Source organism: Hymenobacter glacieicola (genome assembly GCF_014640315.1).
Taxonomy (GTDB): domain Bacteria; phylum Bacteroidota; class Bacteroidia; order Cytophagales; family Hymenobacteraceae; genus Hymenobacter; species Hymenobacter glacieicola.
Genome location: NZ_BMGS01000002.1, coordinates 18,359 through 42,341 on the forward strand (window position 1 = coordinate 18,359; position 23,983 = coordinate 42,341).

Genomic DNA, 23,983 nt, shown 5'->3' on the forward strand with positions numbered 1-23,983 from the left:
GTGAAACAACTTCTTTCTTTTCTACTCTCCGCTCTAGCTCTTCCTTCCTACGGGCAGAATTTCTCCTACCCCACTCTAAAAGCCAAAGGGCAACGATTAACTGATTTTGTTCCTTCGGGCTGGACCATACACAACAGTGCCACTGGAGATTTAAATAAAGATGGGCTGCCGGATGCTGCGCTTGTGCTGCAGCACAAAGCCACAGTTACTTTAACAGACAGCGAAGGACAAGTAGTTAAAAGTCAGCCTAGAATACTGGCTATTCTATTGAAGTCAGAGGGCACAGGCGGTTTTGAGTTAAAAGAACAAAGCAACTCTTTCATTCCGGAAGACCAGGACCTTGAAGATGATAGTGAGGAGCTTAATGATCCTTTTCTTAGAATTGAAATCAAGCGGGGAGTACTAGAATTAACTTTTCAGGAATCCTATAAAACCTCGACTACCTATTCAACTGCCACCGGATATAAATTCCGGTACAACGGCACAGACTTTCAATTAATCGGTGCCGACTTTGCCCGCACGCACAGAAAACATTTTGAGCTGGAACAATACAGCTACAACTTCCTGACTAAGAAGCGGATTTACTCCAAAGGCAAGATTGGCGGGAGTATGACAAGCTCGGCCCCCAAGTCGTTGGCGCTACCGACTCTCAAGACCTTGAAAACTTTGAAGGCCCTTAATGGCTGGGAAATAGAGCCTGATGTTGCACTGTGAAGTTTCAGTCGAACCACCTGCATCTTTGCCGTCTTTACGGAGTGCCTTAACAAAGCATTTCAGCTGCTTAATCCTTCTTTTCCCCTTTGGAACGACTTTTCATCACCGGCATCGGCACGGATGTCGGCAAAACCGTGGTTTCGGCCATCCTCACCGAGGCTTTGCAGGCCGATTACTGGAAGCCCGTGCAGGCGGGCCTGGAGCCCACCACCGATGCGGGCACGGTCCGGAGCTTGGTTAGTAACCCCAAAAGCCACTTCTGGCCCGAGCGGTACCGCCTGCAGCTGCCGGCCTCGCCCCACGCCGCCGCCGCCGCCGAAGGCCTGACGCTGCAACCCACTGATTTTCAGCTCCCGCAAACCAGTAACCACTTGGTGGTGGAAGGCGCCGGCGGCTTGCTGGTGCCCCTGGCCCCAGGCTTCCTGATTGCCGATTTGGCCCAGCAGCTGGCCCTGGAAGTGGTAGTGGTGTCGCGCAATTACCTGGGCAGTATCAACCACACGCTTTTGACGCTGGAGGCCCTGCGGGCGCGGGGGCTGCGGGTGCGGGGCCTCGTCTTCAACGGCGAGCCTACCCCCGCCACCGAGGACTTTATCAGTCAGCATACCGGCGTGCCCCTGCTGCCCCGCGTGCGGCCGGAAACCGAAGTCACGCCCGAGGTTGTGAGCCGTTATGCCGCCGAGTTTCGGCAGTGGTTTTGCCGCTGATTCCATCTGATGATAGATGCCATTCCGAGGGGGAGGAAAATCGGAGCTCAACATGTATGGGTATTCCGAATTTCTCACCGCTGCTTAATATGCTGAATGCTCGGGAGGACACGCCGAGTTGCCTACAACCCTTGTCGACTTGGCTGGTTGTAGCTTTGCGCTGCATTTCTACTTTCCCATGCCTACTCTTTCCGAGCGGGACCACTCTGTTGTGTGGCACCCGTATACCCAAATGCAGACTGCCCCGCTGGCCGTGCCCATTGTGCGCGGCGAAGGCAGCTGGCTGATTGCCGAAGACGGCACCCGCTACCTCGACGGCATTTCCTCGTGGTGGGTGAATTTGCACGGGCATGCCCACCCGCACATTGCCCAGCGCGTGAGCGAGCAGCTCCGGACCCTGGAGCACGTGCTGTTTGCCGGCTTCACGCACCCGGCCGCCGTGGAGCTGGCCGAGCAGTTGCTGGAAATTCTACCCAGCAACCAGGCCCGCGTGTTCTATTCCGACAACGGCTCGACGGCCGTGGAAGTAGCCTTGAAAATGGTGCTGCAGTACTTTCACAACCTGGGCCAGCCGGAGCGCCGCACCTTCCTGTGCTTCCGTGACTCCTACCACGGCGACACGTTCGGGGCCATGGCCGTGAGCAGCCGCGGCGCCTTCACCCAGCCCTTCTGGCCGCTGCTCTTCGACGTGGAGTTTATTGATGTGCCCGTGCCGGGTAGGGAAGCCGAGGTGCTGGCCCAGCTCGAGGTGTTGTTCGCACGGCCTGAGGTAGCCGGCTTCATTTTCGAGCCCCTGGTGCTGGGCACGGCGGGCATGGTAATGTACTCGCCGGAAGTGCTGGACGAGCTGGTGCGCCGCTGCCACCAGCGCGGGGTGCTCTGCATTGCCGATGAGGTGATGACCGGCTTCGGGCGCACCGGCCCGCTGTTTGCCAGCAGCCTTCTTCAGGAGCAGCCCGACATCATGTGCTTTTCCAAGGGCCTGACCGGCGGCACCCTGGCCATGGGCCTGACTACCTGCGCGGCCCCCATCTACAACGCTTTTCTGAGCGACGACAAGATGCGGGCCCTGTTTCACGGCCACTCCTACACCGCGAACCCCGTGGCCTGCGCCGCCGCCCTGGCCAGTCTGGAGCTAACCCGCGCCGAGCAGTGCACCCAGCAGCGCCAGCGCATGGCGGCGGCTCACGCCGCTTTCCGCCAGGAAATAGAGGCCTTGCCGGGCATCCGGCAGGTGCGCCACCGCGGCACCATCCTGGCCGTGGAGTACGACCCCGGCGAGGGCACCAGCTACTTCAGCCGCCTGCGCGACGCCTTCTACCAGCTCGCCCTTGATAACCATGTGGTGCTGCGCCCCCTGGGCAACGTGGTGTACCTGCTGCCTCCATACTGCACTACTCCGGCGGAGCTGGAGCTACTTTATAACGTACTGCGCCAGCTGCGCGAACTGGTCCTGAACTTTCGGCCCGCTCCTACCCTGCCTGAATATCTGCATGACTGAACCGCTTGCTGAAGACCTGATTGTCATTCGGGGCCGGGGGCGGGTTTCGGCGCTGGGCCTGTTGCCTACCCTACCCGCCGATGCCTCGCCCTTCTCTACCCACGCAACCAGCCTACCCGTAGCGGCCCTACCCGCCGGGGCCGAAGCTGCCGTAACCCAGCTGCGCCGCGACGTCCCGGCCTATCGTCAGCTCGACCGGACGGTGCTGCTGGGCTTGCTGGCGGCCCGCCAGGCCACGGCGGCGGCCGGCTGGAGCCCAGGCTCCGGGGATGCGCCGAACCGGCCGCTGGCCGTGAGCATGGGCTCCAGCCGGGGCGCCACCCAGCGGCTCGAGGATTTCCACGCCGAGTTTCTGGCCGCGGGGAGCGTACCCGCCGCGGCTTCCCCGTTTACTACCCTGGGCAACGTAGCCAGTTGGGTGGCCTATGATGCGGGCAGCACCGGGGGCGCCGCGCTCAGCCACTCCAGCACTTGCAGCAGCGCGTTTCAGGCCCTGGGCAATGCTATGGCGTGGCTGCGCGCGGGCATGGCTACCCGTTTTCTGGCGGGCGGCACTGAAGCACCGCTTACGCGCTTTACCCTGGCCCAGATGCGGGCTATCGGCATCTATTCACCTCACCCCGCAACCGAGTGGCCCTGCCGGCCGGGCGCGGGCCGGCCTTCCACCTTTGTGCTGGGAGAAGGCGCCGCCGTGTTTGCCCTGGAAAAAGTAAGCCGGCAGCAACTAGCCTCGGAGCAGTCAGCAGAACCGGTGTTTGTGCTGGAAAGCGTGGGGTTTGGCTTCGAGGCCATCGGTAGCAAAACCGGCCTTTCGCCCGACGGTCAGCACTTTCAGCAGGCCATTGGCCGGGCCCTGGCTCAGGCAAAGGTAACCCCAGCCGAAGTAGATGCCGTGGTGCTGCATAGCCCCGGCACCCCCGCCGGCGACGCGGCCGAGCGGGCCGCCTTACGGGCTGTTTTCGGGGAGCCACTGCCCCTTCTCTTATCGAACAAATGGCTGATCGGCCACACGCTGGGCGCATCGGCAGCCCTGAGCCTCGACTTTGCCCTGCACGTGCTGGCTACTCAGCACTGGCCCGCACCACCTTTTCTTACGGATATAGCCACCGCCGCGGCGCGGCCCATCCGGCGCATCTTGGTGAATGCGGCGGGCTTCGGGGGCAATGCCGCCAGCGCCCTGGTGTCGGTGCTGGAGGCGTAATTGGGAGGATGAAATGCTGCCCTCTTCGGTTAGGCTGAGCCTAGCGAAGGACTGCCTCCGCGGCGTTGGGGTAGTAAGAATCCTTGGAATAACCGCTGCGCGCTGTTCAAGATAACCGAGGGAAGCAGATGCTAGGGGTGCGTAGCTGGGTCCGGCTTGGCCCATAACTTATACCTGGCTAACCGGGCGCGGGCCTTACCTTGCGCCGCAACGTGCAGCTGCGGTTGCGCGTCTCTTGCCTAATCCCCTATCTGACCTTAGCTCCAACCATGCGCCGTTCTACGCTGCTTTTGCTTTCCCTGGGCCTCAGCGCCTCCGCCTTTGCCCAAACCAAACCCACCGCTACCCCCGATCCGCTTATCACGAAGATGGTGCAGGACATTTCGGAGAAAAACCTGCGCGAGGACATTGACAAGCTCGTGAGCTTTGGCACGCGCCACACCCTTTCGGATACCAAAAGCAAAAAGCGCGGCATTGGGGCTTCTCGTAACTGGGTGGAAAGTGAGTTCAGGAAGTACAGCAAAGCCAGCGGGGGCCGCCTGAAGGTGGAGCAGGATACCTTCACCATCAAGCCCGACGGCCGCCGCATCGACCGGCCCGTGCTCATGGCTAACGTCATGGCCACGCTGCCCGGCACCGACCCCACCGATAAGCGCATCTTCATCGTCAGCGGCCACATCGACTCGCGCGTGACCGACGTGATGAACGCCACGGCCGACGCGCCCGGTGCCAACGACGACGGCTCCGGCACGGTGGCCGTAATGGAGCTGGCCCGGGTGATGTCGCGGCAGCAGTTTCCGGCGACCATCATTTTCGTGGCCGTGCAGGGCGAGGAACAGGGCCTCTACGGCTCGACTCACCTGGCTAAGCGGGCGAAGAAAGAGGGCTGGAACTTGGTGGCCATGCTCAACAACGACATCATGGGCAACTCCTCGGGTCACGACCCGGAAATCAAGGACGACAAGCGCCTGCGCGTGTTCAGCGAGGGCGTGCCCGCCACCGAAACCGCCGACGAGGCCCGGGTGCGCCGCACGCTGTCCTCGGAAAACGACTCGCCCAGCCGCAACCTGGCCCGCTACACCCGCCTGGCCTGCCAGCAGTACGTGCCCGGTCACGAGGTAGTGCTGGAGTACCGCCCCGACCGGTTCCTGCGCGGCGGCGACCATACGCCCTTCAACCAGCAGGGCTTTACGGCGGTGCGCTTCTCAGAAATGAACGAGGACTTCCGCCACCAGCACCAGGATTTGCGCACGGAAAGCGGCACGGAGTACGGCGACCATGCCAAGTTCATGGACTTTCCCTACCTGCGGCGCAACACCGGCGTGAACCTGGCCACCCTGGCCTCCCTGGCCCTTGCCCCCGCCGCGCCCGAAAACGTGGGCGTGCTTACGGCCAACCTCACGAACCGCACCGAACTGAAATGGGAAGCCCCCAAAATGGGCGAGAAACCGGCCGGCTACTACGTGCTCATGCGCGAAACCAGCGCCCCGGAGTGGCAGCAGAAGTTCTTCGTAACCGACACCAAGGCCGACCTACCCCACAGCAAGGACAACTACATTTTCGGGGTAGTGTCAGTGGATGCCGAGGGCCACGAGAGCCTGCCGGTTATCCCGAAGCCGGTGCGGTAGAATAACCTCCGTACCGACGCCAACAACTGCGCTGCCCGGCTCATGGGGTGAAGAAATTGTCCATACAGGACTGTCTGAGCTGTTTTCCACGCAACAAGCTGATTCCGCTATATTGCGGCTTAGCTTGTTATCCACGTTTAGTTATCCGCGTTGCGTATGAAACACCTCCTGCTCCTGCTGGCCGCTGGTTTTTGTCCTTTCTACGCCCAGGCGCAAGCCCCCGCCCCGCCTGCGCCGTACCGCGTAGCCCTGGGCGCGCTAGGATCTTACCGCACCGCTGGGCTACTGGCCGAGGCCCGCCTGACACCTCGCTTCGGCCTGAAGCTGGCCGGCGTACGCACCTCCGACGGTACTGTGCCGCAGGAATACAGCAACGCCGGCATCGGGCAGATTGTGTACTACCTGCCCAGCCGCCTGGCCTGGCTGGAGCCCACCGTGGGTTTTGGCAGTCTTTACACCGGTTACCACTGGAACCAGCACGGGCAGCGCGGCACCGTCCGCGACCTGAACGTAAGTGGCAGCTTTGGGGCCAACGTGCGGTTTCATGAGCAGCTGCGCACCGGCATTCAGCTGTTCGTAGCCAACGGTTTTCAGGCTACTTACGCCGACAACACCATGCGTATCAGCGGCCGGCGGCTGCTGGTGCTGCCGACACTCACGCTGGAAGTGCTGCTATAGGTGAAGTTGTGGCTTAAACTTTCTGCTGCCGGCTGCTGAAATTTTTCGCGGAAACTCCGTACTTGCGGCCGCAAAAGCGCGGCGGCTCCTAAGCTGCGGCGGTTGCTTTTTCACCATGACGAACACTGCTTGTTTCTTCTGTACCACCGCGCGGCGGGCTTCGGCCGGGGTAGCGGCCGTGCAGACGAACGTAGCGCCGGGCAAACGGGTAGCCCTGCCCCTGGCGGCGGGCCTGTTGATGGTCAAGAAATCGAAGAAACGCAACCCGACCTGACCGTCGCACCTGTTCGCTGTAGCCTTCCTACTGAACCTCTAAGCGCCGGTCCTGCCCAGGATCGGCGCTTTTTTTCATTCCTGCCCGCAACCTTACGGGCTTTTCTGCGCCACTTATCTCCCGTTTTTCACCGTTTATGAAAATTCTAAAGTTTGGCGGCACGTCCGTTGGGTCGCCGCAGCGGATGCGCGAAGTAGCCGAGTTGGTACATGCCCCGCACTTGCAGCGCCGCATCGTGGTACTCTCGGCCATGAGCGGCACCACCAACGCCCTGGTTGAAATTGCTACCCTGCTGTACGCCGGCGATACTACCGCTGCTACCGCCCGCCTGGAGGCCCTGCGCCAGCGCTACCACGAGGTAGCCCGCGAGCTGCTTCCGGAGGCAGCCACCGCCGAAGCCACCATTGAGGCGCTAAACCAGCACTTCGACACGGTACTCCGCCTGACTTCGGCCCCACTTTCCGCCGATGGCGAACGGGTGATTCTGGCCCAGGGCGAGCTGCTGAGCACCTTGCTCGTGCACCGCTACGTAACGCAGGTGCTGCACCGCCCGGCCGTGCTGCTGCCGGCCCTGGACTTTATGCGTCTGGATGTGGATGAGGAACCCGACGCGGCCTACATCCGGGAGCACCTGGCCGCCACGCTGGCGCCCTACGCCGCTGAGCAGCTGTTTATTACCCAGGGCTACATCTGCCGCAGCGCCCAGGGCCACATCGACAACCTCAAGCGCGGGGGCTCCGACTACTCCGCTTCCCTGATTGGGGCGGCCGTGGAAGCCGAGGAAATCCAGATCTGGACCGACATCGACGGCCTGCACAACAACGACCCGCGCATCGTGCAGGGCACCTACCCCATCCGGGAGCTGTCGTTTGACGAGGCGGCGGAGCTGGCGTATTTCGGGGCCAAGATCCTGCACCCCAGCTCGGTGCTGCCGGCCCGCCAGCACGGCATTCCGGTGCGCCTGCTTAACACCATGCAGCCCGAGGCGCCCGGCACCCTGATTTCGGCCAAAACCGGGGCCGAGGCCATCAAGGCCGTAGCGGCTAAGGATGGCATTACGGCCATCAACGTGAAGTCGAGCCGGATGCTACTGGCCCACGGTTTCCTGCGCAGCCTGTTCGAGATTTTCGAGCGTTACCGCACTTCCATCGACATGATTACCACCTCCGAGGTAGCCGTGTCCCTGACCATCGACGACGCCACGCGCCTACCCCAGATTCTGGGGGAGCTGCAGCGCTTCGGCACCGTGGAAGTAGATGATAATCAGTCCATCATCTGTTTGGTAGGCAGCCTGGGGCAGGAAGCGCACGGGGCTGCCAACCAGGCCTTTGCAGCCCTGAAGGACATTCCCGTTCGCATGATTAGCTACGGCGGCTCGCCCAATAACATCAGCATTCTGGTGCATACCAACGACAAGGTTCGCGCCTTGCAGGCCCTGAATGCCGGCGTTTTCCAGCGCTAACCAGGTTTGTTTTTAGAGCTGAAGAACGGGCCTTTTTCCTCAGTTGAAGAGGAAGCCGGCTTCTAGCTTGTCGTTTTCGCCTCTCGCACCTAATCCAATGTCATTCCAACTTCCGGCGGAGCTTGCCCAGCAGCCCACGCCTTTCTACTACTACGACCTGCAACTGCTGGACCAGACCCTGGCGGCGCTTACGGCGGCGGCCCGGCCGGGTAACTTTCAGGTGCACTACGCCCTGAAAGCCAACTCCAACTTGCCCATTCTGCGGCGCATTCAGCAGGCCGGGCTGGGGGCCGACTGCGTGAGCGGCGGCGAAGTGCAGCGCGCCCTGGAGGCCGGCTTCGCGCCGGACCACGTGGTGTTTGCGGGGGTGGGCAAGTCCGATGCGGAAATCAGCCGCGCCCTGGCCGCCGATATCTTCTGCTTTAACGCCGAATCGGTGCCGGAGCTGCAGGTGCTCAACGAGCTGGCGGGGGCTCAGGGTCGGAAGGCCCGGGTAGCCCTGCGCATCAACCCCAACGTGGATGCCCACACCCACGCCTACATCACCACGGGCCTCGATGCCAACAAGTTCGGCATCAGTCTGCCCGATCTGGCCGGCGTCATCGACGGGCTCGACGGCCTGCCCCACGTGGAGCTGGTGGGTCTGCACGCCCACATTGGCTCCCAGATTACGGAGCTGTCGGCGTTTGCCAACCTGAGCCGCAAGCTCAACGAGCTGCAAACCTGGCTGGAAGGGCGCGGCCACCAGTTGCCTCACCTCAACGTGGGCGGGGGCCTGGGCATCGATTACCAACGCCCCGACCAGCACCCCATTCCGGACTTTGCCGCCTACTTCGGCATGTTTGAGCAGCACCTGGAGCGGCGGCCGGGCCAGCAGGTGCACGTGGAGCTGGGCCGGGCTGTGGTGGCCCAGTGCGGCACGCTCATGAGCCGGGTGCTCTACGTGAAGGAAAGCCAGCAAACCCGTTTCGCCATTCTCGATGCCGGCATGACGGAGCTGATTCGGCCGGCGCTTTACGGCAGCTTCCACCTCATCCAGAACCTGACCAGCCAGGCCCCGGAGCTGGCCTACGACATTGTGGGGCCCATCTGCGAGTCGTCGGATACGTTCGGCAAGGCGGTGCTGCTCCCGGAAACCCGGCGCGGCGACCTGTTGGCTATTCGCTCGGCGGGGGCTTACGGCGAGGTAATGTCCTCGGCCTACAACCTGCGCGAGAAGGCCGAGGCCGTGTACCGCTAGCCGGGGCAGCGGCCGGCCCAGGGGCCGCTACCGCGCCGCCCGGTTGCCGCCGTCCGTCGGGCGGGAGGCGCCGCTGGCCGTGCAGAAGTAGCCGTTAGCCAAAAGTTGCCGCCAACTGGGCCCGGCCCTATCTACCTTTGACTCAATAACAAACGGCGCACAAAGAGTTTATTGGAAAGGAAGGCTCTTTGCGTGGTGTGTTGCAGTTGGTGAATGGAGTAGGGTGGATATAGAATAGCTGACTGCAACCCCGTAGAAAAAGCCGCTACCTCTGGTAGCGGCTTTTCTGTTTTCGGGCCGGGCGGTGCTTCGGCGGCCAGTACTGCTACCCGTTTCCGCGTGGTTGCTCTCTACCACCGTACGGTCCACTTGCCTAGCTTTTCCTCGTGGGTGAAGTAGCGCAGCATCCAGCGGCGCTCGGGTTTCAGCTCGCCTTTTACCAGCAGTACCGGGTGCTGGAGCAGCAGGGCCCCGAGGGCAGGCTCCTGGGTAGGGTCCTGGAGGTAAAGCAGGTAGCGGTGCCAGCTGGCGCCGGGTTCAAACTGGGTTTCGCGGTTGAGGCTGCTGTTGCCATCGTTGAGGAATACGGGCAGCTGGCCCAGCTCAAAAGCCAGGGAAGGCAGCAGCTGGTCGTACACGAGCACCTGGCGGGAAGTGAGCTGCTTGCCGCGCAGGAACGCAGCCAGCGGGCGGCTACCGTTGAACGCCAGCTCGTTCTGCTGCAGAATAGGCTTGGCCGACAGCAGCAGAAATACCGTGAACAAGGTGGTGGCCACTAGCAGGCGCGGGGCAATGCGCACCTGGTTCCAGAGCGTGAGGGTGAGCACCAGCGCAATAATGCCCGCCGCGGGCCAGATGGCCGTGAGCGGCTTCACCTCAAACCCCACATTGACCACCGTGGTCAGGATGGGCAGGAAGCACAGCGCGCCCAGCAGCAGCCCGTAAAACGCCACGATGCCCACGTACCAGCGGTGCAGGGCGGCCTCGGTGCAGCGGCCCAGGTAGTACACCGTCAGGAGCACTACCCCCGGGAAGATGGGCAGCACGTAAAGCAGCAGCTTGGACTTGGACAGGGAGAAGAACAGCAGCGGCACCAGCACCCAGAAAATAAGCACGTTGCGCCACTGCTGGGGCACCGTGCTCCAGGGCGTGCGCCCGGCCCGCACCACCAGGGCCACGGCCCAGGGCAGGCTGGTAGCCGGGGCCAGCACGAGGTAAAACCACCACGGCTTGGCCCGGTTAAAGGTGGCCGCGTTGGCAAAGCGCTCCACCGTGTGCTCAAACAGGAAGTAGCGCAGAAAAGCCGGATTCTCCCCAATCAGATACAGATACCAGCTCAGCCCCACCAGCGCAAACACCAGAAAGCCCAGGGCGTGGTGCACGGTGAACGGCCGCTTAGCTTGGCCCTGCCGGAAGTAAAACCCGATAACCACCATCAGGGGTAGCACAAAGCCCACGGGACCTTTGGTAAGAAAGGCCAGCCCCAGTCCCACCCAAAACAGGTAGAGCCAGCGCGCCCCGCCCCCGTGGTAGTAGCGCAGAATACCGTAGGCCGCGGCCAGCTCCAGGGTAGCCAGGTAGGCGTCGGTGGTGACGTTGAGGGCCGAAATCAGCACGACGGGCAGCGTGCCGTAGATGACGGCCGCGGCCAGGGCGCGGGCCCGGTCCTGCTGGAACAGCAGCAGCGCCAGCCCGTACAGGAGCCCCACTTGCAGCAGCACGGCCAGCACCGGCAGCAGGCGCACGCCCAGCGTGTTTTCGCCCAGCAAGCCCAGGCCGGCGGCCGTGAGCCAGTACGTGAGCGGGGGCTTGTGGAAGTGCTGAATCCCGAGCAGGCGCGGGTGGAGCCAGTCCTGGCCCGCCAGCATTTCCCGCCCGATTTCCGCGTAGCGCGCCTCACTGCTCTCGAGCGGCCCCCAGCTGCCCAGCTGCCAGAAAAAAGCGGCACCAAGCACCAAAAGAAAAAGCCAGAGCCAGCGGCGGGAGGTCATCGGGAAGGGCATAGCGGAATACGATACGGAGACGCCCCAAAGGTAGCGACAAAGCCCGCCCCCTGCTTGCCCCTACTGGTCAGCCGGCGCCGCTGGCGCGTCTGGCGGCTCCTGCTGTGGGGGCTGGTTTACTCGCTTCAGCCCCATGACCATGAACAGCAAGCCCAGTATGAGGAAGGTAGTGTGGTCCTTGCCAAACACCCCGATAAGCACCCACACCAGGCCCGCATAGAAAACGGGAGCCGCCTGATAACGACCAAATAGCGTGTTCATTCCTCAAGGTAGGAAACCGGTAGCGTTGTTGGCCCTTTCCGCCGAACTTTGCGGGCGCTTCGGCGGCTACCTACTCCCCCCATGAACGACCCGGAAATCCGTACCCTGCTTTACCCCTTGCTGCAAGGCGGCGTGTACGTGGATGAGCTGCCCACCGGCACTACCCGCGCCGATGTGGTCCACATTACGGAGCAGTTCATGCACGGCTACGAGCTGAAAGGTGATGCCGACACCCTACAGCGCGTGGCCAAGCAACTGCCGTGCTACGGCCGGGCCTATGATTTCGTCACGTTTGTAGTCACCGAAAAGCACCTGCCCAAGCTCCTACCCCAGCTGCCGGAGTGGGTAGGCGTGCTGGTGGCTTCCAGTGAGGGGCTGCACGCGCACCGCCCGGCCCTGTACAACGCCACCGTGGAGCGGCCGGCCGTGGCAGCGCTGCTGCGCCTGGAGGAAATCAAGCAGTTTCTGCTGGCCCAGGGCCTAGCGGGCGTCAGCACCTACCGCCGCCGCGACATTCTGAATTTCCTGCGTACGACCCAACTGGTGTCCTTGTCGGCCCTGGCCCACCACGTACGGCGCCAGCTCATGGGCCGCATGGAGGAGCGCCTGGCTTTCCGGGCTGAGCGCAAGGCGGAGCGGCAGCGGGTGGCCGCCCGGCGGCGCAAGCGCCCCAAGCGGAAGTAAGGTTGCCCTCGTGTGCTGACGCCTAGAAGCAACCGTTAGGAGAGTAACCGCCGCCGTGGGTTCTGCCCCGAAGCAGAGTGCAGCATCTCGCGGGCTGACGTTCCCATACTACGGTCATGCTGAGCCCCGCGAAGCATCTCTCCCGCTAGCTAACTGCTGGCGTTTGCTCAACGAAGCGGGAGAGATGCTTCGCGGGGCTCAGCATGACCGTTCTTTTTACTATTCACGGGTAACAGCACCGTTTTAACGTCGACCAGGGCTGAGTGAACAATTACCTAAACGGTTGTCATGCAGAGACGGAGCCGAAGCATCTCGCTTGGCTGCCGTAGGAATAGCCTAGCAGCCTCAGCCCGCGAGATGCCTGGGCTCCGCCTCTGCATGACGGCCGTTGTTGAATTCAAGATGTTACAGTTCACGCAGCTTAGCAAGATGCTTCGTCTCTGCTTCTGGCTCAGAAGGCTCGCCATGATGTTCCGCTGAATTACTACCCACAAGACTTTTCACATAGCGCAGAACGGGTCGTGTTGCCCTTCTCAAGCCCAAACCCCGCCCTACCTGGTTCCTTTTCCTCGCCCTACGCCTACCCAGGTTGCCTTTCCTTGAAAAGCAGCCTCTCATAACTTCCTGTTACTGAAAGCAGTTAGACACCTGAACCGTTTGCTGCTGCCATGAATATTCTACTTACTGGCGCCAATGGCTACATCGGCCAACGGCTGTTGCCGCTGCTGGTGGAAGCCGGCCACCACGTAACCTGCCTAGTGCGCGACGCCCGCCGCTTTGAGCTGCCCGAACGGTTGCGCAGCCACGTTACGGTAGCGCAGGGCGACTTGCTGAAGCCCGATTCACTGGCGCAGCTGCCCACCGACATTGAGGCGGCCTACTACCTGGTGCACTCCATGAGCGGGCACAACAAGGACTTTTTCCGGCTGGAGCAGGAGTCGGCCCGGCACTTTACCCGCTACCTCAACCGCACCAGCTGCCGGCAGGTTATCTACCTTTCCGGCATTGCCAACGACCGGGCCCTGAGCGTGCATCTTCGCTCCCGCAAGGCCGTGGAAAAGGAATTGCGCCGCGCCGATAAAGCGGCTCTCACGGTGCTGCGGGCCAGCATTATCATCGGTTCCGGCTCAGCTTCATTTGAGATTATCCGCGACCTGGTCGACAAGTTGCCCGTGATGGTGACCCCTCGCTGGCTGAACTCGCGCTGCCAGCCCATCGGCATCCGCGACGTGATGCACTACCTGCTGGCCGTCCTCGACAACCCCGCTTGCCTTAGCCAGTCGTTTGATATTGGTGGCCCCGACGTGCTGACCTACCGCCAGATGCTGCTGGGGCTGGCTCAGGTGCGCGGGCTCCGGCGCTACATTATCACGGTGCCGGTGCTCACGCCGCGGCTCTCGTCGTGGTGGCTGTACCTGGTTACCAGCACTACCTTTTCCCTGGCCCAAAGCCTGGTGGAAAGTCTGCGCAACGATACCATGGTGAACCCACGCCGCAGCATTCAGGCCGTAGTGCCCCACCCCTGCATGCCCTACCGGGCCGCGGTAGAGTTGGCCTTTCAGCGCATTGAGCAGAACGAAGTGGTCAGCAGCTGGAGCGACGCGCTGAGCAGCGGCGTGATGCCCCAGGGCTACATGGACCACATTCAGATACCCCAGCACGGCCTGCTCCAGGACCGCCAGCGCCTGCGCTTTACGCGGCCGCCCCAGGAGGTGCTGCGCAACGTGTGGGCCATTGGGGGCGAGCGGGGCTGGTACAAAGTCGACTGGCTCTGGCGCATCCGGGGGCTGCTGGACAAGCTGGTGGGCGGCGTGGGCTTGCGCCGGGGCCGCCGCTCGGCCACCAAGCTGCGCGCCGGCGACCCGCTCGACTTCTGGCGCGTACTCGTGGCCGACAAAGCCAGCCGCCGCCTGCTGCTCTACGCCGAAATGAAGCTGCCCGGCGAGGCCTGGCTACAGTTCCGCATTCTGGATAATGAAGATGGCTCCCACACCCTGGAGCAGCTAGCCGCGTTTCGGCCCCACGGCCTGGCCGGACGCCTGTACTGGTATTCGCTGGTGCCTTTCCATTTCGTCATCTTCAAGGGCATGATTGAAAACATTGTGCAGTACGGGGAGGCGGCGCCCTACCCTGCCACGGAGCCGCTAGCCGGGGCCCCGGCTAGCGGCTCCGTGGCAGGGTAATTGTCGGGTAGGAATTCCTATTTCCTACCTCACGTATCTTGCCCGTGTATGCCTAAAGCCTTACTCCTGGTGTTGCTCGCCGCGCCCCTCTCGCCCGCGCTGGCCCAATCTTCCCCCGCCTCACTTCCTCGCACCACGGTCCTGGTAGGTGGGGGCCGGGCCTTGCAAACCAACTACGGCTGGCCTGGCACCGTCGTGTTTCTAGGTGTTGAGCATCGACTTTCCCCTCGCTCCCTGTTCAGCGTGCAACCCCGCCTAAGCGCCTTCCGGGCCGATACGCGCAGCCTGGAACCCGACAAACAGCCCGGCGAGCAATACGCTACCGCCGGGGCCGAAGCGCTGGTAGCGGTTCGCACCAGTCGGCGGCCCGAGCGGGTGGCGCTACGGCTAGAGGCCGGACCGGCGTTTTTTCTGGGGCGCGAAACCAAGCTGTACCGCTACCCGGGCACCTACCTCAACCCCGATGGCACCACTACTACGCTCCGGGAAAACGAGTACCGACGCCGCGCCATCCGCCAGCCCGGCTTCTCTCTGGGGCTGGGCCTTGATGCTACCCTGCACCAGCGTATTTACCTGGGTGCCAGCCTCGAAAGCCGCACCTACTCCTACTTTCCCGGCGACATCCTGAGTGCTACCGCGCGGGTGGGCTACGTACTTCCTTAACCCGAAGGCATGAAAACCCTACTCACCGCGGGCCTAGCCCTTTGGGTTGCTCCCCTGCTTGCCCAAACGCCGGAGCCGCCGCGCCCGGCCACCGGCCACAGCTCCGAGAATACCTGGCACGTAGCTGCGTACGGCACCGCGGGCCGCGTACCGGGTTACTACCGCTACGCCGCCGCGGGCCTGGGCCTGGCCCGCCGTAACCGCTGGCGCTACCCCGATGCCGAGTATGATTCTGATGTTACCCTGGGCGTGCGCCTGGGGGCGGGGCAGCAGCAAGCGGTTACGGGTTCGGCGGCTACGACGCACCCCATTTGGGGCGTAAACCCTTACGCCGCCGTGGATGGGCGCTTTTTTGGGGCTGCGCTGGGTGTCTGGGTGGGGCGGCTCGGCGACTACCGGGCCGAGGGCCAGCAGTCGGGCCGGGTGGTGCCGCAGCTGCGGGCCCGGGCCGGACAGGTGACGGGCTGGCACGGTGTGCTTTCGTACGCCGATGAGTTTGGCGGCTTAGGCAACCCGTTTCTGCGACTCGGTGGGGCCTATGGCGGCTGGCTCGCTGGTCGGTTGCGCGTAGGGGGCGGATTGGCCGTTACAACCCTGGCGCCGCCCGAGCAGGAGATTGGCGTGTACCTGGAAGCCGGCTTGCGCCGGTCCTTCGGGGAGGGCGGCCTGCACGTGCAGCTACCCCTAGGGCCCGATGGCGCAGGCCAGGCAGGAGTTCACCTGGTGTTGGGGGGTAGCAAGTAGCTGCTCTACTGCCAATACGTGCGACTAAGGCAACTATTCAAAAAGCCTATTTTATAAGTTGTATTCATCTTATCATCAATATATTACCTACTGTGCCACGCAGTTATAAAGTCAGGTTGCCCGGTGTTTTCGTTGGCGCGACCGGAATCTAGTGCCTTACCTTCAGCTCGTTATCCACCGCACTATTCCTTCGTGACGGGCCCCAAGCCCCCTCCTTACCTACCAGTTTTTATTGCTGCATCCCAGCCGCCGCCTCTTGCCTTGTTCCGTGGGCGGGGCGGCGGTTTTTAGCTTACGCCTACTCCTATCGTCAGAATAGTACCCGAGCTGTTTTTACCTTCTTACTGCTTGCCCTATGCCCCTACCTGCTTCCAGCCCCTGGACTCTGGCTATTCCGCACGGCCCCGATTACTACTCGTTGTTTTACGTGGCCGGGTTTGGGGTCAATCTGGTGTTGCTCTTATGGGAGGGCCGCCGGCGGGGTTACCCTGTGCGGTCCTGGCTGATGCTGCTGGCCTGCATTACGCTTCCCTTTATTTTGGGCACCAAGCTGTTGGCTCTTTCTACTGAAGAGTGGCAGGCGCTGTTTGCCACGGGGCAGCTGCCCGCTTCCGAGGCCCGCTCTATTCTGGGTGGGGCGCTGGCTTCGGGCGTGTGCCTGCCGTGGCTGCGGCGGGCGTTTGGCTACCGCCGGCACGTGTACGATGCCTTTGCCCTACCCCTGTGCGTGGCCCTGGTAGTGCAGTGCATAGGCTGTATCCTGACGGGGTGTTGCTTCGGGGTGCCTACCGCGGGCGGCTGGGGCCTGACCTATGCCCCCGACACGCTGCCGTACCTAGTGCAGGTATACCAAGGGCTGCTGCCGGCCGGGGCCGCGCATTCCTTGCCGGTGCACCCCACCCAGGGCTATGCGCTGCTGCTGTGCGCGGGGGTAGCCGCCGTGCTGGGGCTCACCCGAAACCGGGCGTGGCCGGGGGGTAGCTGGCGGTGGCTGCAGTTGGGCCTGTTGCTGGCGGGGCGGTTCGGGCTGGAGTTCTGGCGCGACCCGGCCGGGGAGCCCGTAGGGGCGGCACTGCACACCCACGCGGGCCTGACGCTGCTGCAACTGCAATGGGTACTGCTGGTTATGGCCCCGGCGGCGCTGGGCTGGTGGTGGTGGCAGGTACGGCAGGCTCGCTACCAAGCGCCGGCCGCCGAGGTAGCCCCTCTCAACTTTCCAACCCGTAACCTGCTGGCTGTGGCGGGCTTGCTGGTACTCACGGCGTGGCTGGGTCCCTGGGCCCTGAACTTCCCGGAAGTGGTGGTAATAAAGGCGTTACTGCTGGCTGTGCTGGCGCTGGAAGGCGGGGCGCTGCTGTTTCAGGTTGGCGCAGGTTGGCAGCCGGCCCGGGTGGCCCTCCCCTTCGGGCTGGCCAGTGTGGTATTCATACTCACCAGCCAAATACCGCGGGATTTCGCCCAAGCCCAGCCGGAAAAGTATTATACGCTGAGCGGCAGTTTTAGCGCGGGCAGCTTCCAGCGGGAGCAGAATACCAACGGGGGCTGCGGGGGCGCTACCCCGTTGACGCGGTATCGGCACCGCTACGCCACGGGCACCGTTGATTTTTCCCGAACCAGAATGCCCGGCGTGTACCCCTATGGGGAAGTGCACAAAGCCGAACGAACAATTGGTATTCGCCTGCATGCCGGCATCGACCAGGAAACGTCGCTTTCCGGGTACGGTTACAACCGCCGTACCGCGCTGGCGGCCTTGAACCCCTACGTGCAAATCGACCGACCTTTGCTGGGGATTGGCGGCGGCCTGCTGGTGGGGGCCCTGGGCTACCATAAATACCAATTCGGGGACCGAATCAGCTCACTGGACCTGCAGGCCTCCGTGCGGGTAGGCAAACGGGAGAGGGTGTACGGGCTGGCTGAGTACAACTACCTCGGGTACGGGGCCGCGAATCCGCAGCAGCGCGTGGGAGTGGGCACCGGCTTGGGTGGTTCGAAATGGCAGCTACTGGCCGGAGTAGCCAGCGCCAAGCTCTACGACGTGCCAACGGGCGCTAGTCGCTGGTCGGGCTTTGTGGAGGCGGGTGTGCGCCCAACTCCTGCCTGGCAAATTAATTCCTTCGCCCTCTTCGGCAACCCCAATCAGCAGCAAGCTGGCCTGCGAATCAGCCGCCGCATCACGGCCCGCTAAGCAACCGTTACGGCTCCATCAACCGGCCACCCAGGGCCTGGCGCAGCTGGGGCAAATCGTAGTGGCGCAGCACGCCGGGCAGCACCCAGGAGTATGCGTCTTTGCCGGTAGGCTCGGTTAATATTTGCTGGAAAGATGCCGGCGTCCGCCTTAGTTCTACCCGGTTGATGCGCGCCGTGAGTACGGCCGCGTGCAGGGCCGCTACCCCCACCGGGCCCGAGGCGTGCACTTCTACGGGAGCAGCCCGCAGCTCGGCCCGGCCACCTATCCATTCCAGCACCGTCAGGATATCGGTAACGCGCTGCCCGAGCAGTGGCCGGCCCAGGTGCAGGCCCAGCAGGGCCGGACGGTATTCGCGGTTGTAGTACTTGGGGTCGTTGAAGGCGGCCGGGTCGGTGGTTTCGCCCTGGCCCCGCAGATCGGGCAGTACCACCGCCGTTTGCTGCCGCAGGTAGCGTTGGATAAGCGCCGTGCTGTCGGCCAGGCTGGCCTTGCCGGCGTCGCTGAGCAGCAGGGCCACTTTTTGCGGCGTGCCGCCCGTAGGTAGGGCCAGCAGCAAGGGAAGCGGCGGCTCACCCGGGCGGCGAAGCAGCACTTTCTGCCAGGTAATGCCCTGCACCACGGCTGTGCCTTTGGGTTCGGCTGCTACAGGCGGCGGGGCGGATAGTTGCACCTGCTGCTGCACCAGGGCGCGCAGCTGTTCCGGCGTAAGCGCCGGCCGGGTGCGTTCGAGTTGCCGGGCTTCGGCGGCGTATGCTTCCGTTAAAATTTGCTCTTGCGGAAAAGCCGTGTTTACCTGGCCGGTGGCGGTGCACCACAGCTCCTTTTCGGATAGCACAGCCAGGTTTCCTTCCCGCACGGGAGTAGCATCCTGGAGCAAAAACCGCCGAAACCACGTCACGGCGGCCTCGCGCTTGGGCTGGGAGATGCCGTGGCCGTCGTCGTACGTGAACATTCCTACCTGCTCCGGCTGGCCGAGCAAGTGGTAGGCCTGCTGTAGTTCTTGGTGGGTAGCCTGCATGCTGGCGTAGTCCACGAAATCGTAGCGGCCGGCGAGCAGCAGCAGGGGCTTGGGCGCGAAGATGAGCGGATACTCTGTTAAATCGAGGCCAGCGCGGCCGGCGCCGGGCAGCATCACGCAGCCGTCGGCGGGGCCGGTCAGCTCCAGGTTTCGCTCGCCGGCGGCCACGTAGCTGCACAGGGCCGCTACCTTCACCCGGTCATCGAAGCCCAGGAAATAAGCCGTTTGAGTGGCCCCGCCGGAGTTGCCGAGGCAACCGATTCGCTCGGCATCCACCTCCCGGCGAGTAAGCAGGTAGTCAAGGCCGCGCACGTTGTCCCAGAGCTGAGCGGCCGGCACCGAGCGGCCGAGCAGCGCGGCCTGGGCGTTGAGCAGGGTGTGCTCCGTGGTGCCACCCCGGGTCAGGGGCTTACCGGCGGCATCCGTCAGCTGCATTCTCTCGCCCTGGGAAATGGGGTCGATTACCAGCACAACAAACCCATTCTGGGCGAACAGGATGGCCGTTTTCTGGTACGACTCCGTGGCTTTCGACTCCTGCTCGTGCCCGCAGAACAGCAGCACCGCGGGCCGCCGGCCTTTTCCATCAGGCACGTATAGGTTGGCCGTTACGTGGTGGCCCGGCGTACTTTCGTAGATAACCTTCTCAATCCGCAACCCGGTCCGGGCCAGCGTACCCGTCACCCGCGCCCGGAGCGGCGTACGTACTGGCAGCGGCCCCAGCACCCGCCGAAACCGCGCCCGCGCGCTGTCCTGGTACGCCCGCATCTGCTCCGCCGACTGCGTGGCCTGGCCCCAGGCCGCCCGGCGCTGGTCGTACTGCCCGTGCAGCTGCTGCAGCAGGTAGGTGCTGAGCGTGGCCGGCGCCTTCCAGTCGATGACGTTGTACTGCTTTTGAGCGGCAACGGGGGTAGGCAGCAGCAGGCTCAGGGCTGCTAATAGCGCGAGAATTATCCTCATTCAGAAAAGAGAAAAGACAAGCTCTAGGAGCCGCCGTTATTCTAGATCAAATTTCGGTTTGCGTTTCAGCATCAAGTCCATGGTACGATAATACCAGCGCTTACGCGGCCACAACGTGCACCCCGTTAGGTCTAGCACTTCCGTATGGTGGTAGGGCGGGCGTTCATCGCCTGTTAGAAAACTCCATTCCTGGGGCTGAAAAAGCAGCCCCAGATAGATGCGCCAGCGCACCGCCCGAATATCGGCGGTGCTGATGCCCATTTCCAGTAGCTGTTCCCGGTAGGATTCTTCGTTTTCGCTGTCGTAATCGGTGGCGAACGGGGCCGTGAGCAGAGGCCACGGCCACGTCCGGTCTACCAGCGGAATCCGGTGGGCTTGCGCCAGCTTCACTAGCTGCGCCCATTGATTGTATTTCAGGTAGATTACCTCACGATCATCTACTACTGCCCATCGGCCTAATGGGTGAACTTCTGTTAGCTCATCAGCCGCTATTCGGGTACGATGAGCCAATGCGGAACCTAGGTATGGATAAGGTCGGACTAGTCGCAGTTGGTACTCTTCTACTGCAAAAATGGGAGCCTCAGGCCGGTCTTCACGAATCCATTGCCCGTAATCGGGTGCAAAGCGAGCTTGGTAAGCATATACACAAACTACCCATCCTAGTAATAAGGAGAACAAGCCTAGTACCCCGGCACATACTCGTTTCACCGGCGAATCCATTTCGAAATAAGAGCCATCGGCCGAGACATACGTAGTGAGCGACTGGTAGCAGGGCGAGGAAGTACGAAGGGCGTATGTGCTGCCGGCAGAATGTGCACCGGGCTCCAGCAAGGTGCTATACTCTGGCCAGGGTTTAAAAGCATAACCTAGCAATAAAACACCGAGCAGAAGCATGAACAGCCCTCCTACGATAGGGGGCCAATGAACGTACCGGGAATAACGCGGCTTTCCGTTGGGAAGCATAGGTAGCAAGTATATCCGAGGCAGCTAAGCTATAACACTGGGCACGTAACAGGGTATGAATTAAAAAAGGCCACCCGTTTTTAAACAGGTGGCCTTTCTGGTTTACCTGGCTGCTGAGCGACTAGATTTTCTCGGGCAGCAGGGTGGCGTCCTGGAAGTTGCCCAGAATGGCTTTTTCGCCTTCCGTTACGGCTTCTACCAGCAGGGCGCCGCCCACGAACGCGCCTTTCCACGATTCGCCCAGGCCGCCGAACACCTCTTCCCGGTCGCCGCGGGAGCGGAGCTTATTCAGGCCTACTTTAAAGGCGCGCACTTCCCGGGCGGTGCGGGCGGCCCACTTCTCGTCGTCGGAGGCCACGGCAGCTACCAGCGCGCCGTTCGAAATGTTCATCTCGCCAACCAGCTCCTCTACCCTATCCACCAGCACGATGCTGTCAATGGGGCCGAAGGGCTCTTTGAAGTACAGTTCACTCTGACGCGGCAGGTTCACCAGGGCCCGCGGGGCGCGGTAGGCCGACATATCCTGACCGGGTAGGAACAGGCTGTCGTCGAGTTTGCCCTCGTAGATGGGGGTAGCGCCGGTTTTCAGGGCGTCGGCGTAGAGGCGGTCCAGGTCCTCGGCCTGGCGGGCGTTGATGACGGGGCCGAAGGCCAGGTCGGGCAGCTTGTCGTCGGGGTTATCCACCAGGGTCGGGTTACCGACTTTCAGGTCCTTAATGGTGTTCCAGTAGGTTTCCAGGAACTGCGGGAACAGGCGGCGCTCCACCACGAAGCGCACGTAGGCGGTGCAGCGCTGCTTGCCGTAGTCGTACCCTTTCTTGAGCTGGTCGGCCAGGGAGGTCCAGTCGGAGTAGTTCCAGATGCCGTAGGTGTTCACGCCCTCCATTTCCAGCATGTAGCGCTTGTGCTCCTGACTGAGAGCGTCGGCAATGTTGCGGCCATTGTAGCGCCCGCCCACAAAGCTCAGGCAATCCACGGCCTCGTGCTTTACCAGCACATCGCTCAACTCCCCGCCCGAGCCACTCACCAGCGTCACGGGCAGGCCGCAGCGGCGGGCAATAGCAAAGGCCAGGCTCAGGGAAATAAAGCCGCCATCGGTGGGCGTTTTGGCAATAACCGAGTTGCCGCAGAGCGCCTGCACCAGCACCGCGTGCAAGAGCACCGACATGGGGTAGTTCCAGGAGGCAATGTTGCTCACCAGGCCCAGGGGCTTGCGCTGGCCCAGCATGCCCTCAATATTGTCCACGTACCACTGCACGCCGTCGATGGCGCGGTCGATGTCGGTGAAGCCCAGCTTAAAGGTTTTGCCGATTTCCCAGATCAGCAGCTTGCCAATCAGGTCCACTTGCGGGCGGAGCTGGTCGAGGCAGTCCTGGACGCGGCGCTTGCGCTCATCCAGGTCGGTAGCGGCCCAGGCGGCGGCTTCCTGCTTGGCGGCTACCACGGCGCGCAGGGCGGTGGCGTGGTCGAGCATGGGCAGGCTCCCGATTTCTGAGCCATCGACGGGCGAAGTGAACGGACGGGGCTTGCCGGGCTCCTGCCAACGGCCTTCCAGTAGGTTCAAGTAGCCTGCGCCGTCTGGGGCGAAGATTTCGGGGGTTACGTTTTTGGTTTGGCTGATCAGGTAGCCAAACTCTACCTGGGGGGAAACGATTTTAGGCATGGTTGGGAAGGTAGTAGGATAGCAACAACCGGTACCAAGGCGTTGCTCACAGAGAAAGCACCGGCTCGCGGCCAGTTAGAACACGGTTCCGACCTTACAGAGGGCCGACCGGGCTAAGTAAGCAGATTAGGCGTGATTTTGTTCTACGCTTTCTTCCTTCGGTGCTACCGCCGCCCCAGCCAACAACTGCTCCACCAGGGCTGGCGAGCCCACAAACAGCGGGGTGCGCTGGTGAAACTCCGTAGCTACAATATCCAGGATGGGGCCCGTGCCCGACTCGGCGCGGCCGCCGGCCTGCTCAATCAGGAAAGCCAGCGGGAAGGCCTCATACAGTACCCGCAGCTTGCCACTAGGGTTCTTGCGGGTGGGCGGGTACAGGTAAATGCCGCCCGTGAGCAGGTTGCGGTGGTAGTCGGCCACCAGGGAGCCCACGTAGCGCCCGCTCTGCCCCTCGCGCTTGCACTGCATCAGGTAGTCGCGCACGTACTGGGGGTAGTCGAACCAGTAGCCTTCATTACAGCTAAACACCGTGCCGGAGGTAGGAATGGTGATGGCGGGGTGAGAAAGAAAGAATTCGCCCAGGGAGTTTTCGTAGGTAAAGCCCGCTACCCCGTGGCCGGTGGTGTACACCAGCATGGTGCTGGAGCCGTACAGGATGTAGCCCGCCGCCACCTGCCGCCGCCCGCCTTGCAGGAAATCTTCGCGCGTGGCGGCCTCCCCCACCGGCGTCACGCGCCGGTAGATGCTGAAAATGGTGCCGATGCTGATGTTCACGTCGATGTTGGAGGAGCCGTCCAGCGGGTCGATGGCCACCACGTACTTGCCCTGGGCGTTGCCGGTATGGATGATGTCGTCCTCTTCCTCGCTCAGCACCGCGCAGGCCTCGCCCCCGTTGGTGAGGGCCCGGATAAAGCGGATGTTGGCTTCCACGTCGAGCTTTTGCTGGGCCTCGCCCTGCACGTTCTGTTGGCCCATGCTGCCAATGATGCTCGTCAGACCCGCCCGGTTTACTTCGCGGTTCACGATTTTGCCGGCCAGGGCAATGTCGCGCAGCAGCTGGCTTAGCTCCCCGTTGGCAAAGGGAAACTCGGCCTGCTTGCGCATGATGTAGCGCTCCAGGGTTGTGCCAACCGGCTGGGCAATAGTGTTTTCGGTAGAAATATTCATGCGTAGTAGGGATGCAAAAGTCTCCGCCGAACACCCACAGGGCGCATTCCGGGCAGGGAGGTTGGTAGGATATGAAATGCAGCG

General features: G+C 62.7%; 20 protein-coding genes. 14 read left to right on the forward strand and 6 right to left on the reverse strand.

Annotated elements, in window-relative coordinates:
• The 9 genes from IEW18_RS03125 (at position 1) to lysA (ending at position 9,405) form a co-directional block, all read left to right on the forward strand.
• Positions 1-714 (forward strand): hypothetical protein, encoded by a 714-nt coding sequence (locus IEW18_RS03125; protein ID WP_188556371.1) that lies wholly within the window; start codon positions 1-3, stop codon positions 712-714.
• 86 nt (positions 715-800) lie between these two features.
• Positions 801-1,421, forward strand: coding sequence for a dethiobiotin synthase (gene bioD, locus IEW18_RS03130; protein WP_188556372.1), 621 nt, complete (start codon positions 801-803; stop codon positions 1,419-1,421).
• A gap of 178 nt (positions 1,422-1,599) precedes the next feature.
• On the forward strand, positions 1,600-2,922 hold the full coding sequence (gene bioA, locus IEW18_RS03135) for an adenosylmethionine--8-amino-7-oxononanoate transaminase (protein WP_188556373.1): 1,323 nt from the start codon (positions 1,600-1,602) through the stop codon (positions 2,920-2,922).
• Positions 2,915-4,123, forward strand: a complete 1,209-nt coding sequence (locus IEW18_RS03140) for a beta-ketoacyl synthase N-terminal-like domain-containing protein (RefSeq protein ID WP_188556374.1) — start codon at positions 2,915-2,917, stop codon at positions 4,121-4,123. The genes bioA and IEW18_RS03140 overlap by 8 nt, the downstream gene beginning before the upstream one ends.
• Before the next feature lie 269 nt (positions 4,124-4,392).
• Positions 4,393-5,751, forward strand: coding sequence for a M28 family metallopeptidase (locus IEW18_RS03145; RefSeq protein WP_188556375.1), 1,359 nt, complete (start codon positions 4,393-4,395; stop codon positions 5,749-5,751).
• A gap of 156 nt (positions 5,752-5,907) precedes the next feature.
• Complete coding sequence (locus IEW18_RS03150; protein ID WP_188556376.1) at positions 5,908-6,429, forward strand: hypothetical protein; 522 nt, start codon at positions 5,908-5,910, stop codon at positions 6,427-6,429.
• 115 nt (positions 6,430-6,544) lie between these two features.
• The gene (locus IEW18_RS03155) at positions 6,545-6,703 is read left to right on the forward strand and encodes a hypothetical protein (RefSeq protein WP_188556377.1); all 159 of its coding nucleotides are present in this window, start codon (positions 6,545-6,547) and stop codon (positions 6,701-6,703) included.
• A gap of 136 nt (positions 6,704-6,839) precedes the next feature.
• Positions 6,840-8,165, forward strand: a complete 1,326-nt coding sequence (locus IEW18_RS03160; protein WP_188556378.1) for an aspartate kinase — start codon at positions 6,840-6,842, stop codon at positions 8,163-8,165.
• A 97-nt stretch (positions 8,166-8,262) separates the two neighbouring features.
• Positions 8,263-9,405, forward strand: a complete 1,143-nt coding sequence (lysA, locus tag IEW18_RS03165) for a diaminopimelate decarboxylase (protein WP_188556379.1) — start codon at positions 8,263-8,265, stop codon at positions 9,403-9,405.
• Positions 9,406-9,755: 350 nt separating this feature from the next.
• Here the strand turns inward: lysA and IEW18_RS03170 are convergent, their stop codons facing one another.
• Both IEW18_RS03170 and IEW18_RS03175 read right to left on the reverse strand, forming a co-directional pair.
• The gene (locus tag IEW18_RS03170; RefSeq protein ID WP_188556380.1) at positions 9,756-11,408 is read right to left on the reverse strand and encodes an ArnT family glycosyltransferase; all 1,653 of its coding nucleotides are present in this window, start codon (positions 11,406-11,408) and stop codon (positions 9,756-9,758) included.
• 60 nt (positions 11,409-11,468) lie between these two features.
• A complete protein-coding gene (locus IEW18_RS03175; RefSeq protein ID WP_188556381.1) occupies positions 11,469-11,669 on the reverse strand; it encodes a hypothetical protein in 201 nt (66 codons plus the stop codon).
• A gap of 81 nt (positions 11,670-11,750) precedes the next feature.
• Here IEW18_RS03175 and IEW18_RS03180 point away from each other — a divergent pair, with 81 nt between their 5' ends.
• From IEW18_RS03180 to IEW18_RS03200, 5 genes are all read left to right on the forward strand, one after another.
• Positions 11,751-12,353, forward strand: coding sequence for a sce7726 family protein (locus IEW18_RS03180; protein ID WP_188556382.1), 603 nt, complete (start codon positions 11,751-11,753; stop codon positions 12,351-12,353).
• Positions 12,354-13,021: 668 nt separating this feature from the next.
• On the forward strand, positions 13,022-14,536 hold the full coding sequence (locus tag IEW18_RS03185) for an SDR family oxidoreductase (protein WP_188556383.1): 1,515 nt from the start codon (positions 13,022-13,024) through the stop codon (positions 14,534-14,536).
• Between the two features lie 48 nt (positions 14,537-14,584).
• Positions 14,585-15,199: a hypothetical protein gene (locus IEW18_RS03190; RefSeq protein WP_188556384.1), complete on the forward strand. Its 615-nt coding sequence runs from the start codon at positions 14,585-14,587 to the stop codon at positions 15,197-15,199.
• A gap of 9 nt (positions 15,200-15,208) precedes the next feature.
• Positions 15,209-15,943: a hypothetical protein gene (locus IEW18_RS03195; RefSeq protein ID WP_188556385.1), complete on the forward strand. Its 735-nt coding sequence runs from the start codon at positions 15,209-15,211 to the stop codon at positions 15,941-15,943.
• A 355-nt stretch (positions 15,944-16,298) separates the two neighbouring features.
• On the forward strand, positions 16,299-18,128 hold the full coding sequence (locus tag IEW18_RS03200; protein WP_188556386.1) for a prolipoprotein diacylglyceryl transferase family protein: 1,830 nt from the start codon (positions 16,299-16,301) through the stop codon (positions 18,126-18,128).
• Between the two features lie 7 nt (positions 18,129-18,135).
• On the opposite strand, the gene IEW18_RS03205 is transcribed toward IEW18_RS03200, so the two are convergent.
• The 4 genes from IEW18_RS03205 to fbp form a co-directional block, all read right to left on the reverse strand.
• Positions 18,136-20,106: an alpha/beta hydrolase family protein gene (locus IEW18_RS03205; RefSeq protein WP_188556387.1), complete on the reverse strand. Its 1,971-nt coding sequence runs from the start codon at positions 20,104-20,106 to the stop codon at positions 18,136-18,138.
• Positions 20,107-20,142: 36 nt separating this feature from the next.
• Positions 20,143-21,000 (reverse strand): hypothetical protein, encoded by an 858-nt coding sequence (locus IEW18_RS03210; RefSeq protein WP_188556388.1) that lies wholly within the window; start codon positions 20,998-21,000, stop codon positions 20,143-20,145.
• 190 nt (positions 21,001-21,190) lie between these two features.
• Positions 21,191-22,732 (reverse strand): aldehyde dehydrogenase family protein, encoded by a 1,542-nt coding sequence (locus IEW18_RS03215; RefSeq protein ID WP_188556389.1) that lies wholly within the window; start codon positions 22,730-22,732, stop codon positions 21,191-21,193.
• A gap of 126 nt (positions 22,733-22,858) precedes the next feature.
• A complete protein-coding gene (fbp, locus tag IEW18_RS03220; RefSeq protein WP_188556390.1) occupies positions 22,859-23,899 on the reverse strand; it encodes a class 1 fructose-bisphosphatase in 1,041 nt (346 codons plus the stop codon).
• Positions 23,900-23,983: the final 84 nt, after the last annotated feature.